Here is a 26,870-nt window from a genome sequence, read left to right on the forward strand (position 1 = left end):
CTTTCCGGGGCCCCATGGACGACCTGCTGCAGGAATTCATCGCCGAGACGCGTGAGACGCTCGAAGCGCTTTCGGGCGAGATCGTCGCGTGGGAGGCGCACCCTGCGGACCGCGCCCGCCTCGATGCCATTTTCCGCTTCGTGCACACGGTGAAGGGAAGCTGCGGCTTTCTCGACCTGCCGCGCCTCGGCCGGCTCAGCCATGCCGCCGAGGACGTGCTGGCGCAGGTGCGCGAAGGCAGGCGCGCGCCCGATCGCGGGCTGGTCAACGCCGTGCTCGCGGTGGTCGACCGGATCGGCGAGCTGGTGGAAGCGATCGAATCGGGTACCAGCCTGGACGACAGCGGCGACGACCTGCTGGTCGCCGCGCTGGCCGAGGGGGCCGGGGAAATCGCCCATGCCGGCCCGATCGTCAGCCGCGCGCCCTCGCGCAGCGTGCGCCTGAACGTCGATCTGCTCGACCGGATGATGTCCGGCATGTCGGACATGGTGCTGGCCCGCAACGAGCTGGCCCGCCGGCTGCGGAACGGCGAGATCGATCCTGCCATCGAGGCCGCGCTCGAGCGCCTGTCGCTCACCGTGGGCGAGATGCGCGACACGGTGACGCGCACGCGCATGCAGAAGATCGACGCGCTCTTCTCCGCGCTGCCGCGCATGGTGCGCGACACGGCGGCGGGGCTGGGCAAGTCGGTGATGCTCCAGGTCGACGGTTCGGACGTCGAGCTCGACCGCGAGATGATCGAAGTGATGCGCGATCCGCTGGTCCACATCATCCGCAACTCGATCGACCATGGCATCGAGACGCCGGCCGAGCGCCGCGCCGGCGGCAAGCGCGAAAATGGCCGGCTGTCGGTCTCCGCGCGCCAGTCGGGCAATCAGATCATCATCGAGATCGCGGACGACGGCCGCGGCATCGATACCGAGCGGCTGATCCAGAAGCTGGCCGCCAATGGCCGCGACGAGGCCAAGCTGCGCGGCCTTTCGGCCCGCGCCAAGCTCGACCTGGTGTTCGAGCCCGGGCTTTCGTCCAGGGACGTGGTGACCGAGATTTCGGGCCGGGGCGTGGGCATGGACGTGGTGCGCGCCGCGATCGAGCAGATCGGCGGCCGCGTCGAGCTCGACAGCACGCCGGGCAAGGGCCTGCGCATCGCCATCCATGTGCCGCTGACGCTCTCGATCATCTCCACGATCGTGGTGGGAGTGGACGGCCAGCGCTTCGCCATTCCGCGCCAGTCGATCGAGGAGATCGTGACCGAGCGCGGCGAGGCGATCCGCATCGACCTGGTCGGCGGCTCCCCAGTGGCGACCGTGCGTGAGCGCCGGATGCCGCTGATCCATCTCGCCGACATGCTGGGCCTGCCCGCCGCCGTGGCGCGCGACGAGGGCTGCCAGATGCTCGCCATCGTCAGCGTGAGCGAGGGCAGCTATGCGCTCGCGGTCGACACGGTGCTCGACAATGAGGAACTGGTGATCAAGCCGGCCTCGCCCGCGGTGATGTCGACCGGCCTCTATGCCGGCCAGACGCTGCCGGATTCGGGCCTGCCGATGCTGCTGCTCGATTGCGCCGGCATGGCCAAGGCCGCGAGCCTGGATTTCAGCCGTGACGGCCAGCAGATCTTCGAGGAGGAAGAGGAAGCCGAAGCCGCGCCGGGCCTGCCCGCCTTGCTGTTCCGCGACCTGGACGGCGTGCGCCGCGCGGTGCCGCTGGCGGCGGTCGACCGGGTGGAGCAGGTCGATGCCGGCAATGTCCGCTTCGCCGCGGGCCGCTTCCGCGTGACGATCGACGACCGCATCCTGCCGCTCGCCGCGCATGGCGACCTGGACGGGGTGGAGCGGATCAACGTGCTGCGCCTCAAGGACGGCACCAACGAAGTCAGCTATGCGATCGAGGAAGCCGCCGACATCGTCATGCTGCCCGAGGAGATCGCGCCGGCCCGCGAGCCGGGGCCGATCGCCGGGGTGGTGCTGGTGGACGGCGAGCAGATCGAGCTGGTCGACATGCTGTGGATCTTCGACGAGCATGCCGAGCGCGAAGTGGAGGACAGCCCGCCGCTGTGCCTGATCGCCGGCGACGACGATGGCTGGATGGCCTCGTTCGTCAAGCCGCTGCTGGAGGCCTCGGGCTACCGCGTCGCGCTGCGCCTGGCGCCCGGGGAGACGCCCGCCGTGGTGCTTTCGACCGAGGACGGCCGGGAGACGACCGGCGTGCCGGCACCGGTCGTCCGGCTGCGAAAGAAGCGCGCCGCGGGCGGTTCGGGCGACGACAGCGTCTATAGATATGATCGTGCGGGATTGCTTTCCGCACTCGAAGCTCGGGTTTCCGGCAAGGCAGGTCGCTGATGTCGCATCTCTATCTCATCGCCCAGATCGCCGGGCGCGCCGTGGCGATCGATTCCGAGCAGGTGGAATCGGTGGTCGATATCGGCGAGGTGACGGCGGTGCCGCGCGCCTCGGCGCATGTCCGCGGGCTCGCTGCGCTGCGCAGCCGCGTGGTGACGGTGGTCGACACCCAGTCGGCGCTCGGCATGGCGGGCGGCAGCCCGGCGCGCCGCGCGGTGATCACCCATGTCGAGGGGCATCATTATGCGATGCTGGTCGACGCGCTCGACGATGTCGCGCCGTTCGAGCTGCTGCCGCTCGCGCATGGCGTCACGCTCGACCCCGCCTGGCGCGGGGCGGGGCGGGGAATCGTGGAGCGCGACGGCGAGCCGATCCTGGCGATCGACCTTGCCAGCCTCGTCCCCGGCCATGCCGGGCCGAATTAATCTCGCGATTAACGTGGCGCTTACGCCTTTCGTGCACTGTCCACTCCACCTAGAGCGCTGAAAGCGGGGAACAGGGGAAAATGAAGACTTGTCTGGTCGTCGACGATTCCAAGGTGATCCGGAAGGTCGCCCGGCACATCCTGGAAACGCTCGACTTCGAAGTGCGCGAGGCCGGTGACGGCCGCGAGGCGCTCGACTCCTGCCTGCAGACGCCGCCGGACGTGATCCTGCTCGACTGGAACATGCCCGTGATGAGCGGCATGGATTTCCTGCGCGCGCTGAAGGATTCGGGTCTGCCGCAGCGCCCGAAAGTGGTGTTCTGCACCACCGAGAACGGCATGGCCTATATCCGCGCCGCCATCGAGGCGGGCGCCGACGAATATGTCATGAAGCCGTTCGACCGCGAGACGCTGGAAAGCAAGCTGCAGATCGTCGGCGTCGCCTGAGCGGCGCATGAGGGAGCCACAAGTGGCGCAGGCATCTCTTGCGGACACCGGATATGGCGGCACCCCCGCCGGACCGGCGCAGGTGCTGATCGTCGACGATTCGGTCGTCGCGCGATCGGTGCTGGGGCGGATGGTGGAGGGCACGCGCCGTTTCCGCGTCGCCGCCGCCTATAGCGACGTGCGCGCGGCGCTCGACTATCTCAAGACGCACAGCGTCGACATCATCCTGCTCGATATCGAGATGCCGGGGATCGACGGCATCACCGCGCTGCCCGACGTGATCGCGGCGGGGCGCGGGGCCAAGGTGCTGATCGTCTCGTCGGCGGCCGAGCAGGGCGCGGCGGTGACCGTGCAGGCACTGGCGCTGGGGGCGGCGGACACGCTGGTGAAGCCAGGCATCGGCGCGTTCGGCGGCCGCTTCGCCGAAGTGCTCGAGGAGCGCCTCTCGCGCCTGCTCGAGGCGCAGGCCCATGCCCATGCGCAGCCCGAGCCGGCGGCGCAGCATCCGCATTACCAGTTTCCCGCCCAGGCGCCCGAGGGCTTCGACCTGGTGGCGATCGGCGCCTCGACGGGCGGAATCCATGCGCTCAGCCAGTTGCTGCGCGCCATCCCGGCGAGCTTCCAGGTGCCGATCCTGGTGACCCAGCACCTGCCGGTCTCGTTCATGAGCTATTTCGCCACGCAGCTCGCGGTGCTCGGTGGCCGGCCCTGCGAAGTCGCGGTCGACCGGATGCGCATCCGGCCCGGCCGGATCATCGTGGCGCCGGGCGACGCGCATCTGCGCGTGGTCCGCACTTCCGACGGCGCGGCGATCCGCCTGTCTCATGAAAAGGCGGCGAGCGGCTGCATGCCCTCGGTCGATCCCATGTTCGAGAGCGTCGCCGAAGTGTTCGGCAGCCGCGCGCTGGGCGTGGTGCTGAGCGGCATGGGGCGCGACGGCTGCGAGGGCGCCAGGGACCTGTGCGATGCCGGCGCGCGCGTGCTGGCGCAGGATCGGGCCAGCTCGGTGGTGTGGGGCATGCCCGGCGCGGTGGCCAATGCCGGACGGGCGAGCGCGATATTGCCGCCGGACGAGATCGGCCGGCTGATCGCCCGCGGCGGAGGCGGGGCATGATCCCGGGCTCCACGCCGATCGCCTCGGCAGGCGCGATGAACATGATCGCGGCGCTGCTCGAACAGCGCGCCGGCCAGCAGATCGCGGCGAACCGCACCTGGCGGATCGAGACGGCGCTGAAGCCGATCCTGCGCGCGCGCGGGCTGGCCAGCCTCGACGAACTGGTGGCGCAGCTGATCGCGGCGCGGACCGGGGAGCTGGCGGACCTGGTCGTCGATGCGCTGCTCAACCAGGAAACCAGCTTCTTCCGCGATGCTGCCGTGCTCGACATGATCGTGGACGCGGCGGAGGCGATGCAGGCCGATGCGGGCAGCCGCCGGCTGCGTATCTGGTCCGCCGGCTGCTCGACCGGGCAGGAGCCGCTGAGCCTCGCCATGCTCTTTTCCGAACGCGGCCTGCCCGATCCCGAGATCGTGGCGACCGACGTTTCTCCCGCGGCCCTGGCGCGGGCGCGAAGCGGTCGCTTCTCGCAGTTCGAGATCCAGCGCGGGCTGCCCGTGCTCCGGATGATGACCTGGTTCGACACAGTGGGCGCCGATTGGGCCGCCAAGCCCGAGCTGGTGCGCAAGCTCCAGTTCCGCCAGCACAACCTGACTCTCGATCCCGCCCCGGCGGGCATGTTCGATATCATCCTGTGCCGCAACGTGATGCTCTATTTCTCGCTCGCGGTGCGCCGCAAGGTGTTCGACAGCCTGGCTTCGGCGATGCGGCCGGGCGGGTTGCTGGCGCTGGGGGCGGGGGAGACGGTGATCGGCCAGACCGATCATTTCGTGCCCTGCGAGCGCTATCGCGGCTTCTATCGTCCGGTCGACACGCCGGGGACCCTGCGCGCGGCGGGTTGATCGCGGCGGCCCTGCGCGGCTAGCGTCGTCCACGATGCACAACGGCCTGGCCTTTCTCGACGCGCCTTCGCCCAATTTCGACGCGCGGGCGCTGCCGGTCACCATGATCGTGCTGCACTATACCGGCATGGAGAGCGCCGCGGCGGCGCTCGATCGGCTGCGCGATCCCGCGGCGAAGGTCTCCGCCCATTATCTCGTCGACGAGGACGGCACGATCCACCGGCTGGTACGCGAGGATAAGCGCGCCTGGCATGCCGGCCGCTCGCACTGGCGCGGGATCACCGACGTGAATTCCGCCTCGGTCGGCATCGAGATCGTCAACCCCGGCCATGAGCATGGCTACCGCCCGTTCCCGGCCGAACAGATGGGCGCGTTGCTCCCGCTCGTCGCCGAGATCAAGGCGCGCTACGGCATCACCCGCGGCAACGTCGTCGGCCATTCGGACGTGGCGCCGGCGCGCAAGCAGGATCCGGGCGAGCTGTTCAACTGGCACGCGCTCGCCCGCCTGCGCCTGGCGCTGCCGCGGCCGACGAAGAACCTGATGGACCCCGGCTGGCCCGATGCCGGCTTCATCATGGCGCTCGAGCGTTTCGGCTATGACGTGACCGACGAGCAGGCCGCGGTCATCGCCTTTCAGCGCCGCTTCCGTCCCGAGATGATCGATGGCGAGATCGACATGGAATGCCGCTGCCTGCTGCTCGCGCTGCTCCTGCCCAAGCCCCAGGGCGACGACTAGTTACGCAGGCGTGCACCATTTCCATGCAGGCTATTGCAAGTATAGGATGATCTATAGGAAAGCGGAGGTGGCTACGCGTTGAGCAGCAATATCGGCCTTACGTCCCTGGGCCCGGTCCAGGCCTATCTCTCCGGCGTCGCCCGTGCCGATGCGCGCGGTGGCGTGCCCGCTTCCGTCAATATCCCCACCGTCAGCGAGGCGACCGAAGCCGTGCAGCGGATCGCGCGGGTGCGCGGTGCCGATGGCGTGACGGGGCTGGGATCCGATTATCGCAAGATCGCGCTGGCATCGGGCCTGAACGTTACCTGGCGAGTCGAGGTGATGGCCTGGGGCACCGCGGTGCTGCGCGCCGCCGAGCCGGGCAAAACGCCCTGAGCCCTTGCAGTCGCGCGCGGCTTCGCTAGAGCGGTCCGTGCCAGAGGGTCGGGCGGCCGCGGGTGCGCAAGCACGCGAGGAAAGTCCGGGCTCCACGGAAACACGGTGCCGGGTAATGCCCGGCGGGGGCGACCCCAGGGAAAGTGCCACAGAGAGCAGACCGCCTACCTCCTGCAAGGAGCGGCAAGGGTGAAAGGGTGCGGCAAGAGCGCACCGCGCGACCGGCAACGGAAGCGGCATGGCAAACCCCACCGGGAGCAAGACCGAATAGGGGCGGCGCATGGGCCTGGTTCCGGCCCGTCGCCCGGGTTGGTTGCTGGAGCGGCGGAGCGATCCGTCGCCTAGAGGAATGGTCGCACATCGCCGTCAGGCGAGGACAGAACCCGGCTTATAGACCCTCTGGCATTTCACTTTATGGAGCGGCATCGCGCTTGCGCCGACCGAACGAGGGGCTATCTGGGCGGCATGGCAAGATCGACACGCTCGACCGACTGGGGGTTTCCGCGCTGGCGCGCCTATGGCGCCGAGCGCGAGGCCGTGCAGGTGCGCATGTGCGATCGCCATGGCTGCGACCAGCCGGGCGACCGGCCGGCGCCCAAATCGCCCAACAGCCGCGAGCGCTGGTATTTCTGCGAGGCGCACGCCGCCGAATATAATCGCAACTGGGATTATTTCGCCGGCCTGACCGCGGAAGAGGCGGCCAAGCGCGAGGCGGACGAGCGCCGCGACGCATCGGGCTTTGCCGAGGCGAAGTATAATGGCTGGGCAGGGCCGGGCGACGGCAGCCGCTCGCGCGACGAGATGCGTGCGCTCGAAGTGCTGGAACTCGAGGTCGATGCCGATTTCGAAGCGGTGCGCGGCGCCTGGCGCCGGCTCGCCAAGGTCAATCACCCCGATGTGAAGCCGGGCGACGCGGAAGCCGCCCAGCGGTTCCAGGCGATCCAGGCAGCCTATGACGTGCTCAAGGCCGCCGAGGAACGGCGGACGTGGAAGGGCGATTGAAGCGCCGCGTCCCTTCCAACTGGGGGCAAACCATCCTGGTCTGCGCGAAATGCTCGAAGAAGCTGAAGGGCGGCTTCGGGGCCAAGGGGCGCACGCCGCTCGCCAAGGCGCTGCGCAAGCATCTTGGATTGAAGAAGGGCCGCAAGGCCGAGGCGGGGATCGTCGAGGTGAAGTGCATGGGCGTCTGCCCGCGCGGCGCAGTGACGGTGGTCGATGCCGGCGGGCCGCGGGAGTGGCTGCTCGTGCCGAAGGGGACGGATCTGGACGTGGTGGCCGGCGAACTGGGGCTGGGGCGGGACTGACCCCTTGGATTCCCCTCCCTTCCAGGGAGGGGAGTTTCACGCCGCGTACCGCTCCGCCGTTGCCCGTACCAAGGCGATCATGTTGGGGATGCCCTGGGTCCGGTTCGAGCTCAGCTGGTTCTTGAGGTCGAACGGGGCGAGCGCGGCTTCGATGTCGGTCGCCAATATCTCGGCCGGGGCCTTGTCCTGTACCGTGAGCAGCACCAGCGCGATGATGCCCTTGGTGATCGCCGCGTTCGAATCGGCGAGGAAATGGAGCCGGCCGTCGTCGCGCCTGGTGGGGTAGACCCACACCGCGGCGGAACAGCCGCGGACCAGGGTGGCGTCGGTCTTGAGCGCATCGGGCATGGCCTCCAGCCCGCGGCCCAGGTCGATCAGCAGGCGATAGCGGTCATCGGCTTCGAGGAACGCATATTCTTCTGCCAAGTCGTCGAGGCTGGTCATGCCCCGCCGCTAGCCGGGTGGACCTCAGAGGTCCACCCCGGCCGCGATCGCTTCGAGCTTGCGGATGCGCTCCTTGAGATCAGCGATCTCGATCCGCGAGGCCGCGGTGGGCATCGCGGGGGCCGCTTCCGGCCCGTGATGGGCATCCAGCTCCTGGCGCTTCAGGGCCAGCCAGCCGCGCCAGCCCGAAAGGCCGGCGGTGGTGATCATGCCGAGCCCGGCGAGGCCGGAGACGGCGAGGGTGAGGTACATAGTCGGATCCTGGGTCACGTCATGCCTCCCTTGGTCTGACGCATTCAGTTCTTGTCGCGCAGCGATTCGATCTCGCGATCGAGACGAAGGCTGCCTTCGGTGTCGGTGATCACGCGTTCGAGGACCTGGACGCGCTCCTTGAGCGTGCGGATCTCGTCGCGGAGCCTGGCGTTCTCGGCGGCGGCGACGCCGTCCGGGGCGGTGCCGCCGCGATGGAACTCGTTGCCGTCCTTGTCCTTGCGGATGCCGTAGCGCGCCTTGATGACGCTGCCGATCGTGACGATCACGACAATCGCGAAAACCATCTCGAACGGGTTCATTCCACTACTCCTTCAAGCGCGCTGCGGGGGATCAGTTCTGCTGGGCGGCCCGGGCCAGCCGCTCGGCGCGGCGGACGGGGCGGTCCCGCTTCTCGGCGAGGACAATAGCTCCCCCGCACAGTGCCGTCAGCACTGCGAACACTATGATGGCAATCATGTCGGACTTTCCTCTTACTGGCGGCGCGCGCTGCGCCGCGTGGGAACTCTCAGTTCAGCGGCGGGGCATCCCGCAGCTTCTCGATCTCGTCGGAGAGGTCGATGCCCTTGTCGGTCACGATCCGCTCCAGCACCCGCACCCGTTGTTCGAGCCGTTCGGTCTGCGCCGCATATTGGGCGGCCTTTTCGGCGACCATCTGCGCCTCGAGCTCCAGCTTGCGCTGCTGCAGAGCGATCCAGGGCTTGATGAACACGCCGCCGAGGATCGCCAGCAGCCCGCAGGAGATGCCCAATATGGGGATGAGCAGGGGGCTGATCGACATCGGTACCTCCTCAGTTGTGCTGGCCGCGCAGCTGCTCGATCTCGCGGTCGAGCATATGGGCGCCGTCGGTCACGATCCGCTCGACATTGGCGAGCCGGTCCTTGACCGCGCCCAGTTCGGCGCGGAGCTGGGCATTTTCCTGGCTGAGCAGCTTGATCCGCTCCATCGCCTCGTCGCTGTTCTGCGGATAGATCGCCTGGCCCCACGAACCGTCGAGGGGGTAGCCATGCTTCACGCGCATCCAGGTGGTGAGCACCCAGCCGAGGATCCCCGCGATGCCGACGATGGTGATCGCCGGGGCGAAGGCGGTGAAGAGTTGAACCTTTTCCATCTTTTTTCTCTCCTTCGACCTTTGCTCAGCGCAGGCCGTCGATTTCGCGGGCCACCCGTTCGGCGGGGTCGGTGGCGATCCGTTCCAGGACCGCGATCCGCTCCTCCAGCCGGCTGATCTGGCCGGTCAGGCGTTCATTCTCCGAGGCAAGCAGCGCGATCTTGCGGTCTGCCTCGAGTTCCTGGCCCTGGCCCCGGAAGCTGCGGCGGCCGCGGCGGCCATCCTCGTCCTCGATCGGGTAGCCGTGCTTGGCACGGACCCAGGTCTGGAAGGCCCGGGACGCCATCACCGCAGCGACGATCAGTACCGGGACCAGCCAACTCAACTCCCTCATCTTTTCCTCCCTGTTGACTTGCCTGGCGATGGGCTCAGCGCAGGCTGTCGATCTCGTCGGCGAGACGCGTGTTGCGTGCCGTATAGTACATTTCGATATCGGCCAGGCGGCGGTCGATGTCGCGGAACTTCGAGCGGACCTCGGCGGTCGAGCGGCTCGGGTTGCTGCGCACGCCCTGCCAGAACTTGGCTTCCTCGGGCCCCTGGTAGAGGCCATAGGGCTTGGCCGGGGCCAGCCAGGCGATCAGCAGATAGGCGACCAGGCCCATCGGGAAGGTGCTGAAGGTGACCAGCACCATGCCGAGGCGAAGCCAGAGCACGTCGATGCCCGTATAGTCCGCCAGGCCCGAACACACGCCCAGCCACTTGCCGTTGGCCTTGTCGAGATAGAATTTGGTGCGGCTCGACATCTCAGTTCCTCCGGGAAATATCGTAGGGGCTCTGTTCGGGAAGCGAGTCCCGGACCGGGCGGAAATCGGGGTTGTCGGCGGCGATGATCCGCTCGACGGTGAGCAGGCGCTCCTCGAGCTGGCGGGCGGTATAGTGCAACTCGTCCAGCAGCTTCTCGTCCTCGTTGGTGATCGTGCCCGACTGCTTCCACTTGGTGATGTAGTGCATGATCACCCAGGGGAGGCCGATGAACAGCATCCCGACGATGACGATGGGAAGGAAGACGTCTTCCATCGCTTATTCTCCCTTGCCGAGGCGCTTCTTCAGGGCTTCGAGCTCGGCATCCACCTTCTCCGACGAGCGGAGTTCGGCGATTTCCTCGTCGAGCGTCTTGGGCGCGGCGCCCAGCCCGGCGGCATCGGCGCGGCCCTCGGCCAGGTCGACCCGGCGCTCCAGCACGTCGAAGCGCGAGAAGGCGTCCTGCATGCGGCTGCCATTGGTCATTTCGCGCAGGCGCACCCGGTTGTTGGCGCTTTCCATGCGGGTGACGATCGAGTTCTGGCGGGCGCGGGCCTCGCGCAGCTTGGTCTGGAGTTTGTTGATGTCCTCCTCCGAAGCGCGCAGCGCCTCGTCGAGCACCGAAATCTCCTCCGAAAGCTGCTCGCACATGTCCGAAGCCTTCTGCTTCTCGACCAGCGCGGCCTTGGCCAGATCCTCGCGGCCCTTCGAGAGCGCCAGCTCCGCCTTCTCGGTCCAGCTCTCCTGGAGCTTCTCGAGCTTGGCGATGTGGCGGCGCATCTCCTTCTGGTCCGCGATGGTGCGGGCCGCGGAAGCGCGGACCTCGACCAGGGTTTCCTCCATCTCGAGGATGATCATGCGGACCATCTTCGCCGGATCCTCCGCCTTGTCCAGCAGGTCGGTGACGTTGGCGGCGATGATGTCACGGGTTCGCGAGAAGATACCCATTTCGTCGTTACTCCTTCGTTTTTGTTTCCTGCCGGGAGGGGCCTAGGGGGTGACCCCTCCCGTCAGGTTTCCGCTCGCGAGGGGCTGCGAGCGGGAGACCCTTGTTTCGTTCAGGCCATCACCGGGCCGACCGTGCCGGCCATGATGACCAGGCTGGCGGCTACCGAAAGAGCCACCGAGAAGAAGGCGTTGCGGTAGTAGGCGGCGTTGGCGGTCATGTTCCTGTTCCTCGAACCTTGGCGTTTTTCCTGGCCCGTCAGCGGGCTTGCCTAAAGCTTTGCAGGGGGCGTGCCAGTTTTTAAAAACCGCAGAAATCCGCGGTTTTTGCCATTCATTCGGCGTTCAGGTGCGGGATTGCACTTGCCAAGTGTTGGGAAAATACACCAAGGATTTGGCATGGAGCGCATAACCCAGGTCATCGGCCAGTCCTCGGCATTTCTCGACGCGCTGGAACGGGCCAGCCGGGCGGCGGCGCTCGATCGCCCCGTGCTGGTGATCGGCGAGCGCGGCACCGGCAAGGAGCTGGTCGCCGAGCGCCTCCATCGCCTGTCTCCGCGCTGGGACCAGCCGCTGGTCACGATGAACTGCGCGGCCCTGCCCGAGACGTTGATCGAAGCCGAGCTGTTCGGCCATGAGGCGGGCGCCTTTACCGGCGCGACCAAGGCGCGGGTGGGCCGGTTCGAGGAGGCGCATCGCGGCACGTTGTTCCTCGACGAGCTGGGCACGCTTTCGATGGGCGCGCAGGAACGGCTGCTGCGCGCCGTGGAATATGGCGAGATCACGCGGATCGGCTCGTCGCGGCCGGTGCAGGTCGATGTCCGCATCGTCGCGGCGACCAACGAGCATCTGCCCGAGCGCGTGGAGAAGGGCAGCTTCCGTGCCGACCTGCTCGACCGGCTGAGCTTCGAAGTGGTGACGCTGCCGCCGCTCCGGCACCGCGGCGGCGATGTCGAGGTGCTGGCGGAATTCTATGGCCGGCGCATGGCGTCCGAGATCGGCTGGGTGGACTGGCCGGGCTGGGGCCCGCACGCACTCGACATCCTCACCCATTATGACTGGCCCGGCAACGTCCGCGAGCTGCGCAACGTCGTCGAGCGGGCGGTGTATCGCTGGGAGCAGGACGGGCCGATCGACGCGATCGAGATCGATCCCTTCCAGTCGCCCTGGCGCATGCGCCCGATGCAAGGCAGCGCTTCGTCCGCGCCGGTGCCTGCTGCCGGTGCCGGGCCCGCGCCGATCGTGCTGGAGGAGCAGCCCGCGATCGTCGCGGGGGCCGCGGACTTCAAGGGCCGGGTCGCGCGTTTCGAGAAGGAACTGCTTCAGCGCGCGCTCGCCGATCATCGTTTCAACCAGCGCGCCACGGCGGAGGCGCTGGGCCTCACCTATGACCAGCTTCGCCATGCGCTGAAGCGGCACGAACTGCTCCAGGCCGGGGGCTGACGGGGTCCGGCGTTGCGGCTCGCCGGAGGAAACAAGTCCAGCAATTTCAAGCTAATGATTAGCGTTTGCAACAGTAATTCCGCCAATCGTCCGCGATCGGAATTTTCATTTGCGCGACGCAACGATTTTTCCGCGACAGCGGCGAATTTTGCGCGCTAGGGGAGGGACCGCATCGCCCGGCGGTTCGTTGGCCGGGTGAACCCCCTGGTGACCTGGAGAGACCCGCATGGCTTTCGAACTTCCCCCGCTTCCGTTCGACAAGGACGCGCTGGCGCCGCACATGTCGGCGGAGACGCTCGACTACCATTACGGCAAGCACCACAAGGCCTATGTCGACAAGACCAACGGCTTCATCGCCGAGAAGGGCCTGGAGGGCCGCAAGCTCAGCGAAGTGATCGCCCATGCCAAGGCCACCGGTGACAAGGGCCTGTTCAACAACTCGGCGCAGATCTGGAACCACAGCTTCTTCTGGCAGGGCCTGACCGGCGAGAAGACCGCGCCGAGCGGCAAGCTCGCCGAGCTGATCGACGCGCAATATGGCTCGACCGACGAGCTGGTGAAGAAGCTGATCACGGAATCGACCAACCATTTCTCGAACGGCTGGGGTTGGCTGGTGCTCGATGGCGATGCGCTCAAGGTCACGTCGCTGCACGATGCAGATACGCCGGTGGTCTATGAGGGCATGAAGCCGCTGCTCACGATCGACGTGTGGGAGCACGCCTATTACATCGACTATCGCAACCTGCGCCCGAAATATCTCGAGACGATCACGGCGAACATCATCAACTGGGACTTCGTCTCCCAGAACCTCGATGGCGCCGGGGTGAGCCGCGCCGATCAGGACAGCTGATCCTTCGCGATCCGGACCTGAAAGGGGGCGCCCGAGCGATCGGGCGCCCCTTTTTGCTCCTTTGTCATGCTGAAACACGTTCGGGAGTTGGCGTTCGGCGGGCAGCGGAAATAGCTCAGACCTCGCCGTATAGCTCGCGCTGGACGCGCTCGAGTTCCTCGGCATAGCGGCGCCGGGCATGCCGTTCGGTGATCAGTCCGAGGACATCGCCGGCAGGGCTCGCCACCACCAGATCGTCCGCCACGACGCGGTCGAACATCTCCAGCACCTCGCCGATCCCCATCTCGGGAGCGAGCCTGGCCTGGGGCAGTTTCCCCAGCGTGCCGATCTCCACCACCGGCTCCACGTCCGGCGACCAGGCCGCGGCCGTATCGACGATACCGGCATAATGGCCCTGCGCGTCGAGCAGCACCACGCGCGTGGTAGAGCCGAGCGGGAAGCGCTCGCGGAACGCCGAGACGCTGACATCGGCGGCGAACCGGGGCACGTCGCGGCGCATCATCTGCCCGGCGGTGAGCGCCCGCATCCAGCCGACGTCGCGGCCACTGCGCAGCGTCTCGCCGCGCAGATGCAGCCGCCAGGTCGAGAAGCTGTAGCCGAAGGTCGCGCGCGCCACGGTGGAAGAGATCAGGGTGGCGGCCACCGCGACGCCGGTGATGCTGAAATCATGCGTCACTTCCAGCACCAGCAGCGACATGGTGAGCGGACCGCCGACCACCGCCACGGCAAGTGCGGCCATGCCGACCACGGTGGCGTCGTCGGGGGCGAGGACGTGGAGGCCGGGAATTTCCGCCAGCACGACCTGATAGAGCCGCCCGACCAGCGAGCCCAGGAACAGCGAGGCGAAGAACAGGCCGCCGCGGAAGCCGAAGCCGAGCGACAGCGCCGAGGCGAGCATCTTGAGCAGGATGGTCAGCGCCAGGCCGGCGATCGTCACTTCGGCCATCAGGTTGAGGTTGAGCGCGCCGTGCCCGCCCGAGAGCGTCTGGTGCGAGAACAGGCCGAGCGGCACGAGCAGCAGCCCGCCGACCAGCGGCGCCCAGTGCGCGGGCAAAGGCGAGCGATGCACGGCGCGCTCGACCAGCGAGACCAGCCGCATCAAGGCGATCCCCAGCCCCGCGCAGAGCAGCCCGAGGATCGCGTAAAGTGCATAATCGGCGGTGCCGATCGGGTGCATGCCGCCGGCCGCGATCACATAGGGCGTCATGCCCATCGCGCGGGCCAGCACCGCGGCGGCGAGCGCGGCGAGCATCACCGGGGCGACGGTGGCGGTGCTATAGGCGCCGAGCACCACTTCGAAGGCGTAGAAGGCGCCGGTGAGCGGGGCGCCGAATGCGGCGCTGACGGCGGCGCCCGCGCCCGCGGCCATCAGCGTGCGCAAGTCGCTCCGCCGGAGCTTCATCTTCTGCCCGAGCAGCGACGCCAGGCCGCCGCCCGCCTGGGCATAGGCAGCCTCGAGCCCCACCGAGGCGCCGAAGCTGTTGGAGAGCAAGGTGGTGCCGACCACCGTCGCCGTGTCCCGCGCGGGGATGCGGCCGCCGTGCAGCGCATTGGCCTCGACGATGTCGACGGCCTGGCGCCGGCGCAGGAACCACAGGACCAGGCCGAGGAGCGCGCCGCCGATGGGCAGGGCGATCAGCCGCCACGGCGCGATCGCTTCCGCGGCGCTGAGATGCTCGCCCTGCGCCAGTCCGAACAGCAGCCGCTGGGTGCCGCGCGCGATCTGGCCGAGCGCGATCGCGCAAAGGCCGGCACCCACCCCGACCAGCAGCGCCAGTGCCAGGAACCACGGGGCGCTTGAGCGGATCCGGCGGCGCAGCCAATTGGCCGCACGGACCATCGGATAGCGTGTGTGCGACACCGCGCCCGCTCACTCCTGGGGCGGGATCGGCGCGTCCTCGGGCTTCTCCAGCTGCAGGCCGTGCTTGAGCAGCAGCGGGATGTTGAGCATCGCGAACACCAGCGTGACCGGGATCATCACCCAGGTCTTGAAGAGCACCCACTGGTCCCAGGTGACGAACTGGCGAACCACCTCGTTCGCCACCGCGGCGGCGACGAAGAACAGCGCCCAGTTGATCGTCAGCAGCCGCCAGCCCTTGGCCGAGAGGCCGGGATAGGCCTGTTCGAGCAGCATCTGGAGCAGCGGCTTGTCGGCGATCACGCCATAGCCGAGCACGATCGCGAACATCGCATAGATGATCGTCGGCTTGATCTGGATGAAGGTCTGGTCGTGGAAATAGAGCGTCAGCCCGCCGAACAGGAGCACGAAGGCGGCCGTGATCCACAGCATCGGCGAGACGTGGCGGGTCTTCCACCAGCTCAGCGCGATCGCTGCGGCCATCGCGACCATGAACGCCACGGTCGCGGCGAACACGCGCGCGAGCACCGGGCCCTGGGCCAGCGAATTGACCAGGAAGAACACCGCGAGCGGGCCATAGTCGATCAGCATCCGCACGCCCGGCGTGGCGGCCTTCTTCTCAGCCATTGGTAAGCTCCTCCACCCCGGCAATGATGCGCGCCACTTCCTGCGCGTTGAACGGGCGCAGGTCGTCGACCTTCTCGCCCACGCCGATCGCATGGATCGGCAGGCCGTATTTCTCCGCCGCCGCGACGAGCACGCCGCCGCGCGCGGTGCCGTCGAGCTTGGTCATGACGAGGCCGGTCACGCCGGCGACTTCCTTGAACACTTCGATCTGGTTCAGGGCGTTCTGGCCGGTGGTCGCGTCGAGCACCAGCACCACGTCGTGCGGCGCCGCCGGATTGAGCCGGCCGAGCACGCGGCGGATCTTGGCCAGCTCGTCCATCAGCTCGCGCTTGTTCTGCAGGCGTCCCGCGGTGTCGACGATCAGCACGTCGGTGCCGATCTCGGTGGCCTTTTTCACGGCCTCGAACACGATGCCGGCGGCATCGCCGCCCTCGGCACCGGAGACGATCGGCACGCCGATCCGCTCGGCCCAGGTGCGCAGCTGGCCGATCGCGGCGGCGCGGAAGGTGTCGCCGGCGGCGAGCATCACCGAATAATCCTGCTCCATCAGCAGATTGGCGAGCTTGGCGATCGTCGTGGTCTTGCCCGAGCCGTTGACGCCGATGACCAGGATCACCTGCGGACGGGGAAAGGCCTCGATCTCCAGCTTCTTCGCCACGGGCTCGAGCACCTTGGCGACTTCCTCGGCCACCACCAGCCGGATGCCGAGCTCTTCCATGTTGCGCTCGAACTGGCCCTCGGCGAGCCGCTGGCGGACGCGCGCGGCGGTGGTCGGGCCAAGGTCCGACGCGATCAGCGCTTCCTCGATCTCGTCGAGCGTCGCGTCGTCGAGCCGGGCCAGGCCCAGGCCGGCAAGGTTGCCGATCAGCCGGTCGGACGTCTTGCGGAAGCCGCCGAGAAGGCGCTCGTGCCAGCTGGGGCCGCTCATGCGATCAGCTTCCCGTCCCGGACGTCCACGATCTTGGCGCTCACAATCTCTCCGACTTGGCTTGGGGCGAGGCGAACCTCGGCGAAATTGCCGGCATGGCCCCGCTCGCCGGGGCGCTCTACCAGCACTTGCTGCGTGCTGCCTACCAGGCTTTGCAACCAGGCGGCGCGGGTCCGGGCGGCGGCGGCGCGCAGGCGCGCGGCGCGGGCCTTCACCACTTCGGGCTCGACCTGCGGCATCTTTGCGGCAGGGGTGCCGGCGCGCGGGCTGTAGGGGAAGATATGGGCATGGACGATGCCGCATTCCTCGATCAGCGCCAGCGAGTTCTCGAACATGGCTTCGCTCTCGGTGGGGAAGCCGGCGATCAGGTCGGCGCCGATCGCGATCTCCGGCCTGGCGGCCCTCAATCGCTCGACCAGCGCAACCGACTGGGCGCGGCCGTGCCGGCGCTTCATGCGCTTCAGGATCATGTCGTCCCCCGCCTGGAGCGAGAGATGGACGTGCGGCATCAGGCGCGGCTCTCCGGTGAGCAGGGCGAACAGCCGGTCGTCCACTTCGATCCCGTCGAGCGAGGAAAGCCGGAGCCGCCGAAGCTCCGGCACATGCGCCAATATGCGCTCGACCAGCTGGCCCAGGCTCGGCGCGCCGGGCAGGTCGGGGCCATAGCTGGTCAGGTCGACGCCGGTCAGCACCACTTCGGCATGGTTCTCGGCAAGTTGGGCGACGCGGTCGATCACGGCGCCCGCGGGCACGGAGCGGCTGTTGCCGCGGCCATAGGGGATCGCGCAGAAGGTGCAGCGATGGTCGCAGCCATTCTGTACTTCCACGAACGCCCGGGCATGCGTGGAGAAGCTGGCGGCGAGATGCGGTGCCGTCTCGCGCACGGCCATGATGTCCTGCACCACCACCGGCTCGGGCGAGAGCCAGGCATCGGGCCGCAGCTTCTCGGCATTGCCGATCACCCGGTCCACCTCGGGCATCGCCGCAAACGCCTGCGGGTCGATCTGCGCCGCGCAGCCGGTCACCACCAGCTCGGCGCCCGGCCGTTCGCGCCGCGCGCGGCGGATCGCCTGGCGGGTCTGCTTGACGGCCTCGTTGGTCACCGCGCAACTGTTGATCACGATCGTGTCGCGATCGGACAGCAAAGTGCGGATCGTCTCGCTTTCCGCGAGGTTGAGCCGGCAACCCAGACTGATGACGTGAGGGGATGACATTTGGCCGGTGATCTAGGCGCAGCTACACGCGATGTCCACGCGAGCACCCGCGAAATACTGGGCTTCTGGTTCGCGCTCACGCCCGAGCAGCATTTCGCCACATCGCCGAAGCTCGATGCGGAGATCAAGTCGCGCTTCGGGCCGCTGCGCGATCTGGTGCTGGGCTCGGGCGCGGCGGGCTGGCGCGACGATCCCGAGACGCTGCTGGCGGCGATCATCCTGCTCGACCAGTTCAGCCGCAACATCCATCGTGGCACGGCCCAGGCCTTTGCCGCCGATCCGTTGGCGTTGGCGCTGGCGCTGGAGGCGATCGGCAAGGGCTGGGATGCCGGAATGGGCAAGGACCGGCGCCAGTTCCTCTATCTGCCGCTGGAACATGCCGAGGACCCGGCGATGCAGGAACTGAGCGTGGAGAAGTTCGGCGCGATGGGCGATGCCTATCTGTCGGGTTTCGCGGAGAAGCATGCGGCGGTGATCGCGAAGTTCGGCCGCTTCCCCAGCCGGAATGCGGCGCTGGGGCGAGAATCGACGGCGGAGGAGGCGGCGTTCCTAAGCGCGGAGGGGGCGGGCTGGTGAGCGGCGCCCCCCTGGAGGGTAGGCGATGCCCGGCCCGGGAGGAAGCTCAGCCCGCCAGCCGCCGATCGTCCGCCGGCGGCTCGGGTGCGGCTGCAGGCGGGGTGCCACCGGTCAGGATCAGCCGTCGCTCGGCGAGCAGGCGGCGGACGCCCATCACCGACAGCGGCTTGCCATAATGCCAGCCCTGCGCCTTGGCGCAGCCTGCGGCGCGCAGCCGTTCCTCGATCGCGCCGTCCTCCACGCCTTCGGCGGTGATCGGCAGGTTTAGGCTCTCGCCCAGGCTGATGATCGCATTGACGATCGCGGCCGAATCGGCGCTGGTGTTGAGCGACATGACGAAGCTCTTGTCGATCTTGATCCGGTCGAAGGGCAGGGCGCGCAGATGCGCCAGCGACGAATAGCCGGTGCCGAAATCGTCGAGTGCCAGCCGGGCGCCCTGATTCTTCAGGCTGCCGACGATCGACTGCGCCAGTGCCAGATTGTCGAACAGCGAGCTTTCGGTGATCTCCACTTCGAGCCGGCTCGCGGGGAAACCGGTCTCGGCCAGCACCTTGATGATCTTCTGCGCAAGCCAGGCATCGCGCAGCTGCCAGGGCGAGATGTTGATCGAAAGCGTGAGTGCGGGATCCCAGTCGCGCGCGGCGAGGAAGGCCTGGCGCATGATCGAGAGCGACAGGTCGGCGATCATCCCCGTCTCTTCCGCGATCGGAATGAACAGCTCGGGGGAAATCAGCCCGCGCGTGGGATGTTCCCAGCGCGCCAGCACTTCGAAGCCGTGCAGCCGGTTGGTGGTCAGGTCCACCTGCTGCTCGAAATAGGGGACGATCTCGCCGCGCGGGATCGCGGTGCGCAGCCCGCTCTCCAGCTCGTTGCGGATCTGGAGCTCGCGCTCCATCGAATGATCGAACCAGGCATAGCGGTTTCGGCCCGATTTCTTGGCCGCGTACATCGCGATGTCGGCCGAGCGCATCAGCGCGTCGATGCTCGCACAGTCGAAGTCCGAGCGCGCGATGCCGAGCGAGCAGGAGATGTGCAGGCGCAGGCCCTCCGCCTCGAAGGGCTGGGCCATGCGGCTGACCAGCCGCTCGGCGATGCGCTCCACCACGGCCGGTTCGGTGGGGTCGAACAGGAAGCCGCAGGCGAACTCGTCGCCGCCCAGCCGCGCGGTGAGGGCGATCGGCGGCATGACATGCGCGATCTCGGCGGCGACGGCGCGCAGGAGCGCGTCGCCCACGGCATGGCCGTGCATGTCGTTGATCGTCTTGAAATGATCGAGGTCGAGCATGATCATCGCCATGGCCTTGCGGCGGCGCTGGGCCCGGACGAACATCGCCGCACCTTCCTCGGCAAGGCTGCGGCGGTTGTAGAAGCCGGTCAGCGGGTCGCGATTGGCGAGTTGCTGGGCGCGCTCCTCGGCGGCGGCGCGAACCTGCACCTCGTGGCTCAGCTCCGAATGCCGGCGCCAGCCGAACAGGATCAGCGCGACGTTGAGCAGCAATGCGATGACAAGCGTGCGGTCGGCGGGGGCGCCGCCTTCGAAATAATATTGCAGCGTCTTGGAGAGCACGGCGCTGCCGGTGCCGATGAAGAGCAGAATCGCGGCAACGCTGATCGCACCCGACAACAGGGCCGGGCGCGGGGCGCTTCGCGATAAGGCTTGTTCTTCGTGGTCCAGCGACATGCCGGGAACGATCCCCCAACTGCAATCGGGTCCGTTTCTCATGCACTCGGTATAGAACGGGTTAAGCCGACGACATGTTCGCGCAATAAATGCGGTTCGCCCACGCTCCCCCGCCAGGCGCAGGGAGTTTGATGCACTTGCCTCCCACGCTCCGATGGAGTAGGGGCCGCCGCGACCGTTCTCTTCGAACGCGAAACATTTGCCGCCCCATGGGGTGACGCTGGCCGACGAGGTTTCGTCCGCCGGCGTGTTTTGCGTTTGACGGGTCATGGTCCGGATTTGGAGTTTTTTGGTCGATGTTCGAAAGTCTGAGCGAACGGCTGGGTGGCGTATTCGAGCGCCTGCGTGGTCGTGGCGCGCTGACCGAGGCCGATGTCCGCACCGCCATGCGCGAAGTGCGGATCGCCCTGCTGGAGGCCGATGTCGCGCTTCCGGTGGCGCGCGACTTCGTCGAGAAGGTGACCGAGAAGGCCATCGGCCACGAGGTGCTGCGCTCGGTCACGCCGGGCCAGCAAGTGGTGAAGATCGTCCACGACGCGCTCGTGGACATGCTGGGCCCGGATACGGCCGAGCTTTCGATCGACGTGACGCCGCCGGCCGTGATCATGCTCGTCGGCCTCCAGGGCTCGGGCAAGACGACCACCACCGCCAAGCTGTCCCGGCTGCTCAAGGGCCAGGGCAAGAAGGTGATGATGGCGTCGCTGGACGTGAACCGTCCGGCCGCGCAGGAGCAGCTCGCCGTGCTCGGCACCCAGACCGAGGTGCAGACGTTGCCGATCGTCGCCGGCCAGCAGCCGGTGGAGATCGCCCGGCGCGCGCTGAACGCCGCCAGGCTCCAGGGCTATGACGTCCTGATGCTCGACACCGCCGGCCGCCTGCACGTCGACCAGGCGCTGATGGACGAGATGAAGGCGGTGGCGGATATCGCCCGGCCGAACGAGATCCTGCTCGTCGTCGACTCGCTCACCGGCCAGGATGCGGTGAACGTTGCGACCAGCTTCTCCGAGCAGGTGCCGCTCACCGGCGTGATCCTCACCCGCATGGACGGCGATGCCCGCGGCGGCGCGGCGCTGTCGATGCGCGCGGTCACCGGCAAGCCGATCAAGTTCGCCGGCATGGGCGAGAAGCTCGATGCGCTCGAACCCTTCCACCCCAAGCGCGTCGCCGGCCGCATCCTCGGCATGGGCGACGTCGTCAGCCTGGTCGAGAAGGCCGCGGCGGCGATCCAGGAGGAAGACGCCGAGAAGATGGCGGCGCGGCTGGCCAAGGGCCAGTTCGACATGAACGACCTGCGCGGCCAGCTTGCCCAGATGCGCCGCATGGGCGGCCTGGGCGCGCTTGCCGGCATGATGCCGGGCATGAAGAAGGCGCAGGCGGCGGTCGACCAGGTCGGCGGCGACAAGGTGCTGATCCGCATGGACGCGATGATCACCTCGATGACGCCGAAGGAGCGCGCCAAGCCCGACCTGATCAACGCCAAGCGCAAGATCCGCATCGCCAAGGGCTCGGGGACGACCGTGCAGGACGTCAACAAGCTGCTGAAGATGCACCTCGAGATGCAGACCGCGATGAAGCGGCTGAAGAAGATGGGCGGGCTCAAGGGCCTGATGGGCATGCTCGGCAAGGGTGGCCCGGGCGGCGGCATGGGCGGTGTCGGCAACGCATTGGGCGGCGCCGGGCTGGGCGACATGATGGGCAAGCTGGACGGCCCGGGTGGCGCCGGCGGGCTTCCGGGCCTCGGCGGCCCCGGCACGCCCCAGCTCCCGCCCGGTTTCGAGAATTTTCTGAAGAAGAAGTGATCCCCCGCCCAGCCGTCAGGCGGCGGGGCAACAACCAGACCAGACCCGGCGATCGCCGGGCTGACGAATACGAAGAAGGAAGATTGTAATGGCTATTTCCCTGCGTCTGTCGCGCGGCGGCTCGAAGAAGCGTCCGTACTACCGCATCGTCGTTGCCGATGCCCGCTCGCCCCGCGACGGCAAGTTCATCGAGAAGATCGGCACCTACAACCCGCTCCTCGCCAAGGACGATGCGAAGCGCGTCGTGCTCGACAATGATCGCGCCACCTACTGGCTGGGCGTCGGCGCGCAGCCGACCGACCGCGTCGCCCGCTTCCTCGACGCCGCCGGCCTCAAGGAGCGCACCGCCAAGAACAACCCGAACAAGGGCAAGCCGGGCGAGAAGGCCGTCGAGCGCGCCGAGGAGCGTGCCGAGAAGCTGAAGGCCGCCGAGGAAGCCGCCGCCGAGGCGAAGGCCGAGGCCGCCGCCGCTGCCGCCGCGCCGGCTCCGGCCGCCGAGGAAGTTCCGGCCGAGGGCTCGAACGAGGAAACCGAGGCCGTGATGGCCGCCGAAGTCGAAGCGGCGACCGAAGAGCCGACGGCGGAAGCCGAGCAGGTCGCCGAGGCGACCGCCGAAGAGACCCCGCCGGCCGAGGCGTAAGCTTTGTCCGGTGATCAGCCCGTTACGCTCGCCGTCGTGATCGGCGCGCACGGCGTGACAGGCGAGGTCCGCCTGAAGGTCTTCGCCGAGGACCTGTCGACGCACCGCCGGTTCAACGGCGGTGCGCTGACGCTGAAATCGGTGCGCGGCGGGCCGAACGGCACGATCGCGCGCTTCGCCGAAGTGGCCGACCGCAATGCGGCGGAGGCCCTGCGCGGGACCGAACTCAGCGTCCCGCGCTCGGCGCTGCCCCCGCTCGGCGAGGGCGAGTATTATCATGTCGACCTGCTGGGGCTTCCCGCCGTCTCCGACGAGGGCGCGGCGCTGGGGAAGGTCGTGGCGATCGACAATTTCGGCGCGGGCGACGTGCTCGAGATCGAGCGGCCGGCCGACGAAAGCGGCAAGGCCAAGCGCTTCATGGTGCCGATGATCCCCGCCGCCGTGCCCGAATGGGATGCCGAGCGGCTGGTGGTGAGCGCCGCCTTCGTCGAAGCCTGAGCGCCCTCAGGCCAGATAACCCGACCGGGCGATATATGCCTTCACCGCGGCGGGATCGTCGTAGCGAAGCTCGATCATTTCCTTCACCGCGCGCCGCTTGTCCGTGGCGCGGGCATAATAGCCCCTGGCGATTTCGTAGCCGGTGAAATAGCCCATGTCGCTCACCCCGAAGGCGTTGCCGGCGCTGTTGTAGAGCCAGTTGCCCCAGTCGGTGCCGTCCATTTCGGCGCGGAAGCGATCCCGGACGATATTCCGATGCGCCGGGCCGTAGCGATAGAGTTCGAGCGGCGGCTTCGTGCCGGTCACCAGCTCGGCGACGAATTCGGCGACGCCCTCATAGGCTATGCGCTGCGCCAGCGTGTCGCCCGAGACGCGCTGCTGGGTGTGGACATATTCGTGCAGGTTGTTCTGGCCGTTGTTCAGATAAGGCCGGGTTGCGAAGAACGCGCCCAGCCGGGTACGCATCGGCTCGGGCAGTTCGGAGACGTCGACAGTCTCGTCGGCCAGGGCGATCTCCGCGCCGATCAGCACCTGATTGTCCATGGTGGTGCCACCGGTGCGCAGGACGCCCACCGCATAAGTGACGCTCGCCGGACGAAGCTCGGGATAGAGCTTCCGAAACTTGGCAAGATTGGCGGCAAGCGGTGCGGCCATGTCGTGCGCCCGATTGGTCAGCGGGCGGATCGAGGCCCAGAATTTCGGGTAGCCCGCGATCGCATCGACATATTGTTCCGCCGTGTAGCGCCGGGCGGTCATCAGGGCATGAAGGCCCGGAGTGCCCCTGTCGATGTACAACTGCTGGATAAGCGCCAGCTTCCTCGTCCGATCCGGCGTGGCGTTGATCGCATCGAAGGCCGTCCAGAAGCGATCGATATCGCCAGTCTGCACCTGAGGGGCCGCAACTGGGAGCGGGGTCGATGCGGTGGCCAGAAAGGCGATTGTGGCAAATGCGGCGCGGATGTGCATGGAATAGCTTCCCCTTGCTGTAATGCTGCGACGAGAAGATGGAAATATGAAGGCGTAATCCTTCAAGCTCGCAGGGGGCGGGCGCTGCGTGCCCGATCCGGACAAGGTCGGGCTCCAGGCCGTCGCCTATGACCATCGCGCCGCTGCGCGAAAGGCGGAAGCGGAAGGGGCCCGGACTGGGCGATCGCGCTCGCGACCGGGCGGATGGGCCAGGACCAATCGGAATTCAGGCCAAGGATGTGGCTTGGCCGGCTGGAACACTTCGAACCACCCCCCTTCGGCACCCTGAACTTGTTTCAGGGTCCAAGGTGCCGCCAGCGATATCACTGGTGGAGGATTGGATGCTGAAACAAGTTCAGCATGACGGAAGAGAGGCTTTGGCATTCAATTTCCTTCCCCTGTCGCCAAGCGTGGAAGGGGCAGAGCTGAATGTCGATTCGCCGGGCCGCCGATATGGTTCCTCTTCGAGGAGCGCCTGGGCTGGCGCGCCCGTTGAGGGCCGGTTACGCTTCCCCGCGAACATCGGGGGATACATGCAATGAACCGGGTCCGTACCACGCTGATGGCGGCGCTCTGCTGCCTGGCCATGCCCGCCGCCGCGCAGACGACGGAAGCGGCGCTCAAGCCGCAGTTCGAGGCGATCGACCGCCAGTTCGAGGCCGTACAGCGCGATACGCCCACGCCGGGTCTGGTTTACGGCATCGTCGCGGAGGGGAAGCTCGTCCATGTCCGCGGCTTCGGCGTGCAGGACCTGAGGGAGAAGCGCCCGGTCACGGCCGACACGCTGTTCCGCATCGCCTCGATGACCAAGGCCTTCACTGCGCTCTCGATCCTGTCGCTCCGCGATGCCGGCAAGCTCTCGCTCGACGACTTCGCCGAGAAATACGTTCCCGAGATGCGCGGCTGGAAATATCCGACGACGGACAGCCCCCATATCCGCATCCGGGACCTGCTCTCCCATGTGGCCGGCTTCGTCACCGACGATCCCTGGGGAGATCGGCAGACGCCGATGCCCGAGGCCGAGTTCGCGAAGCTGCTCCGGGCCGGCGTTCCCTTCAGCCGGGTGCCCGAGACCGCGCACGAATATTCGAACTTCGGCTATGCGCTGCTCGGGCGGATCGTCGCCAAGGCATCGGGCATGCCCTATCGCACCTATGTCGAGCGCACGATCCTCGCGCCGCTGGGCATGGGTTCGAGCGGGTTCGAAGTGTCCGAATGGCCGATCGCGCGGCGCGCCATCGGCTATCGCTTCGAGGATGGCGCCTGGCGCGAGGAGCCGACCATGCGCGACGGCGCCTTCGGTCCGATGGGCGGGCTGCAGGTGAGCGCCAATGACTATGGCAAGTGGATCGCCTTCCTGCTCTCCGCATGGCCGCCCCGCGACGGGCCGGACACGGGGCCGGTCAAGCGCGCCACGGTGCGCGAACTGGCGCAGGGGCTGAACTTCGTGCGGGTCGCTCCGCGCATGGGCGGCGCGGCCAAGGACGGCTGCATGCAGGCCGCCGCCTATGGCAAGGGCCTGCGCGTGTCGCAGGACTGCCAGCTCGGGCTGATGCTCCATCATGGCGGCGGCTATCCCGGCTATGGCTCGCACATGCTGCTGCTGCCCGAGGCGGGCATAGGCATCTTCGTCTTCACCAACCGCACCTATACCGGTGCCGCCGGCACGGCCTGGGATGCGATGTTCGCGCTCGACAAGGCGGGGGCGCTCCAGTTCGCCGAGGCGCCGGCAACGCCGGAACTGGTTGCGGCCCAGCAAACTGCGCGCGCCATCTATGCGGCGGGCGACGTCTCGGTCGCGGGGCCCGCCCTCGCGATGAATTTCCTGATGGATCGCTCGGCCGAGGGGTGGCGCAGCGATCTTGCGGCCCTGCGCGCGCAGCTTGGGGCGTGCACGGGCAAGGCCGAGCCGCTCTTTCCGAGCGGCGCGCTCTCCGTCGCCTTTCGCTGGCACTGCGACAAGGGGCTGCTCGACGGCACCGTGCTGCTGGCCCCGACACGCCCGGCGACCATCCAGGCCTTGCGCTTCCGGCCGAAACCCGCCGCCAAGCCCTGAGCAGGCAAGGCGATCCGGGGGCTTGACATTATAAACCTACTGAGTTAGTGGGAATTTAGATGAGCAAGGCCCCCGGTCTGTCTCGAACCTCCACCGGCCACCCGGTCTGGACGGCGCTTTCCCAATACACCATCGGCCCCGAGGATGCGGAGCTGGGCTTCGCGGCGCGGCTGGCGCGCGAGAATGGATGGACCGGGGCCGAGGCCGAGCGGGTGATCGAGGAATACAAGCGCTTCTGCTTCCTCGCGGTGACGGCCGATCATCCCGTCACGCCCTCGGACCAGGTCGACCAAGCCTGGCACCTGCACCTCACCTATACCCGCGACTATTGGGAGCGCTTCTGCCCCCAGGTGCTCGGCCGCGCGCTCCATCATGGACCCACGGCCGGCGGACGCGCGGAGGGGCATCGCTATTTCACCCAATATGCCGAGACGCTGCGCAGCTATGAGCAGGCCTTCGGCACGCCGCCCGCGGATCTGTGGCCCGACGCGGGGCGGCGACTGCTCGAGGACCACAAGGCGCGCCGCGTGCATCCGCGCGACGCATTCATCGTGCCCCGGAGGCCATTCCGGACCGCGCTGCCGATCCTGTTCGCGGCGCTCTCCGCCCTGGTCCTGGGGTATTTCCTGAGGAGCTAGGAC

Annotated in this window: 32 protein-coding genes, 1 other RNA gene and 1 pseudogene; 18 read left to right on the forward strand and 16 right to left on the reverse strand. The window is 67.8% G+C overall.

Features of this window, described 5'->3' with window-relative positions:
• The first annotated feature begins 14 nt into the window (after positions 1-14).
• From CAP40_RS09430 to CAP40_RS09475, 10 genes are all read left to right on the forward strand, one after another.
• Complete coding sequence (locus CAP40_RS09430; protein WP_086129094.1) at positions 15-2,339, forward strand: chemotaxis protein CheA; 2,325 nt, start codon at positions 15-17, stop codon at positions 2,337-2,339.
• Positions 2,339-2,764 (forward strand): chemotaxis protein CheW, encoded by a 426-nt coding sequence (locus CAP40_RS09435; protein WP_086129095.1) that lies wholly within the window; start codon positions 2,339-2,341, stop codon positions 2,762-2,764. The genes CAP40_RS09430 and CAP40_RS09435 overlap by 1 nt, the downstream gene beginning before the upstream one ends.
• Positions 2,765-2,844: 80 nt before the next feature.
• Positions 2,845-3,210, forward strand: a complete 366-nt coding sequence (locus CAP40_RS09440) for a response regulator (protein WP_086129096.1) — start codon at positions 2,845-2,847, stop codon at positions 3,208-3,210.
• Between the two features lie 130 nt (positions 3,211-3,340).
• Positions 3,341-4,324, forward strand: a complete 984-nt coding sequence (locus CAP40_RS09445) for a chemotaxis protein CheB (protein WP_373384894.1) — start codon at positions 3,341-3,343, stop codon at positions 4,322-4,324.
• Positions 4,321-5,166, forward strand: a complete 846-nt coding sequence (locus CAP40_RS09450) for a protein-glutamate O-methyltransferase CheR (protein ID WP_086129098.1) — start codon at positions 4,321-4,323, stop codon at positions 5,164-5,166. The genes CAP40_RS09445 and CAP40_RS09450 overlap by 4 nt, the downstream gene beginning before the upstream one ends.
• 34 nt (positions 5,167-5,200) lie before the next feature.
• Positions 5,201-5,902, forward strand: coding sequence for an N-acetylmuramoyl-L-alanine amidase (locus CAP40_RS09455; RefSeq protein WP_179188022.1), 702 nt, complete (start codon positions 5,201-5,203; stop codon positions 5,900-5,902).
• 78 nt (positions 5,903-5,980) lie between these two features.
• Complete coding sequence (locus CAP40_RS09460; protein WP_086129099.1) at positions 5,981-6,277, forward strand: hypothetical protein; 297 nt, start codon at positions 5,981-5,983, stop codon at positions 6,275-6,277.
• 40 nt (positions 6,278-6,317) lie between these two features.
• An RNA gene (gene rnpB / locus CAP40_RS09465) (RNase P RNA component class A) lies at positions 6,318-6,684 on the forward strand.
• A 58-nt stretch (positions 6,685-6,742) separates the two neighbouring features.
• A complete protein-coding gene (locus tag CAP40_RS09470; RefSeq protein WP_086129407.1) occupies positions 6,743-7,279 on the forward strand; it encodes a J domain-containing protein in 537 nt (178 codons plus the stop codon).
• On the forward strand, positions 7,276-7,581 hold the full coding sequence (locus CAP40_RS09475) for a (2Fe-2S) ferredoxin domain-containing protein (RefSeq protein WP_256924103.1): 306 nt from the start codon (positions 7,276-7,278) through the stop codon (positions 7,579-7,581). The genes CAP40_RS09470 and CAP40_RS09475 overlap by 4 nt, the downstream gene beginning before the upstream one ends.
• Positions 7,582-7,617: 36 nt before the next feature.
• Here CAP40_RS09475 and CAP40_RS09480 read toward each other — a convergent pair whose 3' ends face one another.
• Genes CAP40_RS09480 through pspA form a run of 10 tightly spaced genes read right to left on the reverse strand, consistent with a single transcriptional unit; the run spans position 7,618 to position 11,096 of the window.
• Positions 7,618-8,025, reverse strand: a complete 408-nt coding sequence (locus CAP40_RS09480; protein ID WP_086129101.1) for a SufE family protein — start codon at positions 8,023-8,025, stop codon at positions 7,618-7,620.
• A 24-nt stretch (positions 8,026-8,049) separates the two neighbouring features.
• Positions 8,050-8,277, reverse strand: coding sequence for a hypothetical protein (locus tag CAP40_RS09485; protein ID WP_167298379.1), 228 nt, complete (start codon positions 8,275-8,277; stop codon positions 8,050-8,052).
• Positions 8,278-8,321: 44 nt separating this feature from the next.
• Positions 8,322-8,597, reverse strand: coding sequence for a hypothetical protein (locus CAP40_RS09490; protein WP_086129103.1), 276 nt, complete (start codon positions 8,595-8,597; stop codon positions 8,322-8,324).
• Between the two features lie 31 nt (positions 8,598-8,628).
• Positions 8,629-8,754 (reverse strand): hypothetical protein, encoded by a 126-nt coding sequence (locus tag CAP40_RS20765; protein ID WP_256924105.1) that lies wholly within the window; start codon positions 8,752-8,754, stop codon positions 8,629-8,631.
• Between the two features lie 49 nt (positions 8,755-8,803).
• Positions 8,804-9,076: a hypothetical protein gene (locus tag CAP40_RS09495; RefSeq protein ID WP_179188024.1), complete on the reverse strand. Its 273-nt coding sequence runs from the start codon at positions 9,074-9,076 to the stop codon at positions 8,804-8,806.
• Positions 9,077-9,086: 10 nt separating this feature from the next.
• Complete coding sequence (locus CAP40_RS09500; RefSeq protein WP_179188025.1) at positions 9,087-9,407, reverse strand: hypothetical protein; 321 nt, start codon at positions 9,405-9,407, stop codon at positions 9,087-9,089.
• A 25-nt stretch (positions 9,408-9,432) separates the two neighbouring features.
• Positions 9,433-9,732 carry a hypothetical protein gene (locus CAP40_RS09505; protein WP_275915289.1) on the reverse strand — a complete coding sequence of 100 codons (300 nt, stop codon included), beginning with the start codon at positions 9,730-9,732 and terminating at the stop codon, positions 9,433-9,435.
• Positions 9,733-9,775: 43 nt separating this feature from the next.
• Positions 9,776-10,150 (reverse strand): envelope stress response membrane protein PspC, encoded by a 375-nt coding sequence (gene pspC, locus CAP40_RS09510; RefSeq protein WP_086129104.1) that lies wholly within the window; start codon positions 10,148-10,150, stop codon positions 9,776-9,778.
• Between the two features lies 1 nt (position 10,151).
• Positions 10,152-10,424, reverse strand: coding sequence for an envelope stress response membrane protein PspB (pspB, locus tag CAP40_RS09515; protein ID WP_086129105.1), 273 nt, complete (start codon positions 10,422-10,424; stop codon positions 10,152-10,154).
• Between the two features lie 3 nt (positions 10,425-10,427).
• The gene (pspA, locus tag CAP40_RS09520) at positions 10,428-11,096 is read right to left on the reverse strand and encodes a phage shock protein PspA (RefSeq protein WP_086129106.1); all 669 of its coding nucleotides are present in this window, start codon (positions 11,094-11,096) and stop codon (positions 10,428-10,430) included.
• A 396-nt stretch (positions 11,097-11,492) separates the two neighbouring features.
• On the opposite strand from pspA, the gene pspF reads away from it, so the two are divergent.
• Positions 11,493-12,536, forward strand: a complete 1,044-nt coding sequence (gene pspF / locus CAP40_RS09525; protein WP_086129107.1) for a phage shock protein operon transcriptional activator — start codon at positions 11,493-11,495, stop codon at positions 12,534-12,536.
• A 226-nt stretch (positions 12,537-12,762) separates the two neighbouring features.
• Positions 12,763-13,386, forward strand: coding sequence for a superoxide dismutase (locus tag CAP40_RS09530; protein WP_086129108.1), 624 nt, complete (start codon positions 12,763-12,765; stop codon positions 13,384-13,386).
• 115 nt (positions 13,387-13,501) lie between these two features.
• Here CAP40_RS09530 and CAP40_RS09535 read toward each other — a convergent pair whose 3' ends face one another.
• From CAP40_RS09535 to mtaB, 4 genes are read right to left on the reverse strand one after another with little or no spacing between them, the layout of a single operon-like run.
• Positions 13,502-15,226 carry a chloride channel protein gene (locus tag CAP40_RS09535; protein ID WP_086129109.1) on the reverse strand — a complete coding sequence of 575 codons (1,725 nt, stop codon included), beginning with the start codon at positions 15,224-15,226 and terminating at the stop codon, positions 13,502-13,504.
• A 30-nt stretch (positions 15,227-15,256) separates the two neighbouring features.
• Entirely contained in the window at positions 15,257-15,871 is a 615-nt protein-coding gene (ispZ, locus tag CAP40_RS09540) for a septation protein IspZ (protein ID WP_256924106.1), read from the reverse strand.
• Positions 15,864-16,799, reverse strand: a complete 936-nt coding sequence (gene ftsY / locus CAP40_RS09545; RefSeq protein ID WP_086129110.1) for a signal recognition particle-docking protein FtsY — start codon at positions 16,797-16,799, stop codon at positions 15,864-15,866. The genes ispZ and ftsY overlap by 8 nt, the downstream gene beginning before the upstream one ends.
• Positions 16,796-18,013, reverse strand: coding sequence for a tRNA (N(6)-L-threonylcarbamoyladenosine(37)-C(2))-methylthiotransferase MtaB (gene mtaB / locus CAP40_RS09550; RefSeq protein ID WP_086129111.1), 1,218 nt, complete (start codon positions 18,011-18,013; stop codon positions 16,796-16,798). The genes ftsY and mtaB overlap by 4 nt, the downstream gene beginning before the upstream one ends.
• Here mtaB and CAP40_RS09555 point away from each other — a divergent pair, their 5' ends adjacent.
• A complete protein-coding gene (locus CAP40_RS09555; RefSeq protein WP_256924107.1) occupies positions 18,014-18,589 on the forward strand; it encodes a DUF924 family protein in 576 nt (191 codons plus the stop codon).
• 46 nt (positions 18,590-18,635) lie between these two features.
• On the opposite strand, the gene CAP40_RS09560 is transcribed toward CAP40_RS09555, so the two are convergent.
• Positions 18,636-20,270, reverse strand: coding sequence for a bifunctional diguanylate cyclase/phosphodiesterase (locus CAP40_RS09560; RefSeq protein ID WP_086129112.1), 1,635 nt, complete (start codon positions 20,268-20,270; stop codon positions 18,636-18,638).
• Between the two features lie 296 nt (positions 20,271-20,566).
• Between CAP40_RS09560 and ffh the strand changes: the two genes are divergently transcribed.
• The 3 genes and pseudogenes from ffh (at position 20,567) to rimM (ending at position 23,207) form a co-directional block, all read left to right on the forward strand.
• A complete protein-coding gene (gene ffh, locus CAP40_RS09565; protein WP_086129113.1) occupies positions 20,567-22,069 on the forward strand; it encodes a signal recognition particle protein in 1,503 nt (500 codons plus the stop codon).
• A gap of 88 nt (positions 22,070-22,157) precedes the next feature.
• Positions 22,158-22,595, forward strand: a pseudogene (rpsP, locus tag CAP40_RS09570) (30S ribosomal protein S16); the annotation flags it as partial.
• Between the two features lie 117 nt (positions 22,596-22,712).
• A complete protein-coding gene (rimM, locus tag CAP40_RS09575) occupies positions 22,713-23,207 on the forward strand; it encodes a ribosome maturation factor RimM (RefSeq protein WP_086129115.1) in 495 nt (164 codons plus the stop codon).
• Positions 23,208-23,213: 6 nt separating this feature from the next.
• Here rimM and CAP40_RS09580 read toward each other — a convergent pair whose 3' ends face one another.
• Entirely contained in the window at positions 23,214-24,095 is an 882-nt protein-coding gene (locus tag CAP40_RS09580; RefSeq protein ID WP_218822128.1) for a hypothetical protein, read from the reverse strand.
• Between the two features lie 616 nt (positions 24,096-24,711).
• Between CAP40_RS09580 and CAP40_RS09585 the strand changes: the two genes are divergently transcribed.
• A complete protein-coding gene (locus CAP40_RS09585) occupies positions 24,712-26,229 on the forward strand; it encodes a serine hydrolase (RefSeq protein ID WP_256924108.1) in 1,518 nt (505 codons plus the stop codon).
• 59 nt (positions 26,230-26,288) lie between these two features.
• A complete protein-coding gene (locus tag CAP40_RS09590) occupies positions 26,289-26,867 on the forward strand; it encodes a hypothetical protein (RefSeq protein WP_179188026.1) in 579 nt (192 codons plus the stop codon).
• Positions 26,868-26,870: the final 3 nt, after the last annotated feature.

The sequence above is a fragment of the Sphingomonas sp. IBVSS2 genome, assembly GCF_002127225.1.
Lineage (GTDB): Bacteria > Pseudomonadota > Alphaproteobacteria > Sphingomonadales > Sphingomonadaceae > Sphingomonas.

Bases quoted from the DNA above. Each gene is read 5' to 3' on its own strand.
- ffh (WP_086129113.1), top strand. From the start codon at position 20,567: ATGTTCGAAAGTCTGAGCGAACGGCTGGGTGGCGTATTCGAGCGCCTG.
- CAP40_RS09500 (WP_179188025.1), bottom strand. From the start codon at position 9,407: ATGGAAAAGGTTCAACTCTTCACCGCCTTCGCCCCGGCGATCACCATC.
- CAP40_RS09560 (WP_086129112.1), bottom strand. From the start codon at position 20,270: ATGTCGCTGGACCACGAAGAACAAGCCTTATCGCGAAGCGCCCCGCGC.
- CAP40_RS09490 (WP_086129103.1), bottom strand. From the start codon at position 8,597: ATGAACCCGTTCGAGATGGTTTTCGCGATTGTCGTGATCGTCACGATC.
- CAP40_RS09430 (WP_086129094.1), top strand. From the start codon at position 15: ATGGACGACCTGCTGCAGGAATTCATCGCCGAGACGCGTGAGACGCTC.
- CAP40_RS09495 (WP_179188024.1), bottom strand. From the start codon at position 9,076: ATGTCGATCAGCCCCCTGCTCATCCCCATATTGGGCATCTCCTGCGGG.
- pspF (WP_086129107.1), top strand. From the start codon at position 11,493: ATGGAGCGCATAACCCAGGTCATCGGCCAGTCCTCGGCATTTCTCGAC.
- ftsY (WP_086129110.1), bottom strand. From the start codon at position 16,799: ATGAGCGGCCCCAGCTGGCACGAGCGCCTTCTCGGCGGCTTCCGCAAG.
- pspB (WP_086129105.1), bottom strand. From the start codon at position 10,424: ATGGAAGACGTCTTCCTTCCCATCGTCATCGTCGGGATGCTGTTCATC.
- CAP40_RS09450 (WP_086129098.1), top strand. From the start codon at position 4,321: ATGATCCCGGGCTCCACGCCGATCGCCTCGGCAGGCGCGATGAACATG.
- CAP40_RS20765 (WP_256924105.1), bottom strand. From the start codon at position 8,754: ATGATTGCCATCATAGTGTTCGCAGTGCTGACGGCACTGTGCGGGGGA.
- CAP40_RS09480 (WP_086129101.1), bottom strand. From the start codon at position 8,025: ATGACCAGCCTCGACGACTTGGCAGAAGAATATGCGTTCCTCGAAGCC.
- CAP40_RS09440 (WP_086129096.1), top strand. From the start codon at position 2,845: ATGAAGACTTGTCTGGTCGTCGACGATTCCAAGGTGATCCGGAAGGTC.
- CAP40_RS09590 (WP_179188026.1), top strand. From the start codon at position 26,289: ATGAGCAAGGCCCCCGGTCTGTCTCGAACCTCCACCGGCCACCCGGTC.
- CAP40_RS09530 (WP_086129108.1), top strand. From the start codon at position 12,763: ATGGCTTTCGAACTTCCCCCGCTTCCGTTCGACAAGGACGCGCTGGCG.
- CAP40_RS09485 (WP_167298379.1), bottom strand. From the start codon at position 8,277: ATGTACCTCACCCTCGCCGTCTCCGGCCTCGCCGGGCTCGGCATGATC.
- ispZ (WP_256924106.1), bottom strand. From the start codon at position 15,871: ATGGCTGAGAAGAAGGCCGCCACGCCGGGCGTGCGGATGCTGATCGAC.
- CAP40_RS09435 (WP_086129095.1), top strand. From the start codon at position 2,339: ATGTCGCATCTCTATCTCATCGCCCAGATCGCCGGGCGCGCCGTGGCG.
- pspC (WP_086129104.1), bottom strand. From the start codon at position 10,150: ATGTCGAGCCGCACCAAATTCTATCTCGACAAGGCCAACGGCAAGTGG.
- CAP40_RS09535 (WP_086129109.1), bottom strand. From the start codon at position 15,226: ATGGTCCGTGCGGCCAATTGGCTGCGCCGCCGGATCCGCTCAAGCGCC.
- CAP40_RS09455 (WP_179188022.1), top strand. From the start codon at position 5,201: ATGCACAACGGCCTGGCCTTTCTCGACGCGCCTTCGCCCAATTTCGAC.
- CAP40_RS09470 (WP_086129407.1), top strand. From the start codon at position 6,743: ATGGCAAGATCGACACGCTCGACCGACTGGGGGTTTCCGCGCTGGCGC.
- mtaB (WP_086129111.1), bottom strand. From the start codon at position 18,013: ATGTCATCCCCTCACGTCATCAGTCTGGGTTGCCGGCTCAACCTCGCG.
- CAP40_RS09585 (WP_256924108.1), top strand. From the start codon at position 24,712: ATGAACCGGGTCCGTACCACGCTGATGGCGGCGCTCTGCTGCCTGGCC.
- CAP40_RS09445 (WP_373384894.1), top strand. From the start codon at position 3,341: ATGGTGGAGGGCACGCGCCGTTTCCGCGTCGCCGCCGCCTATAGCGAC.
- pspA (WP_086129106.1), bottom strand. From the start codon at position 11,096: ATGGGTATCTTCTCGCGAACCCGTGACATCATCGCCGCCAACGTCACC.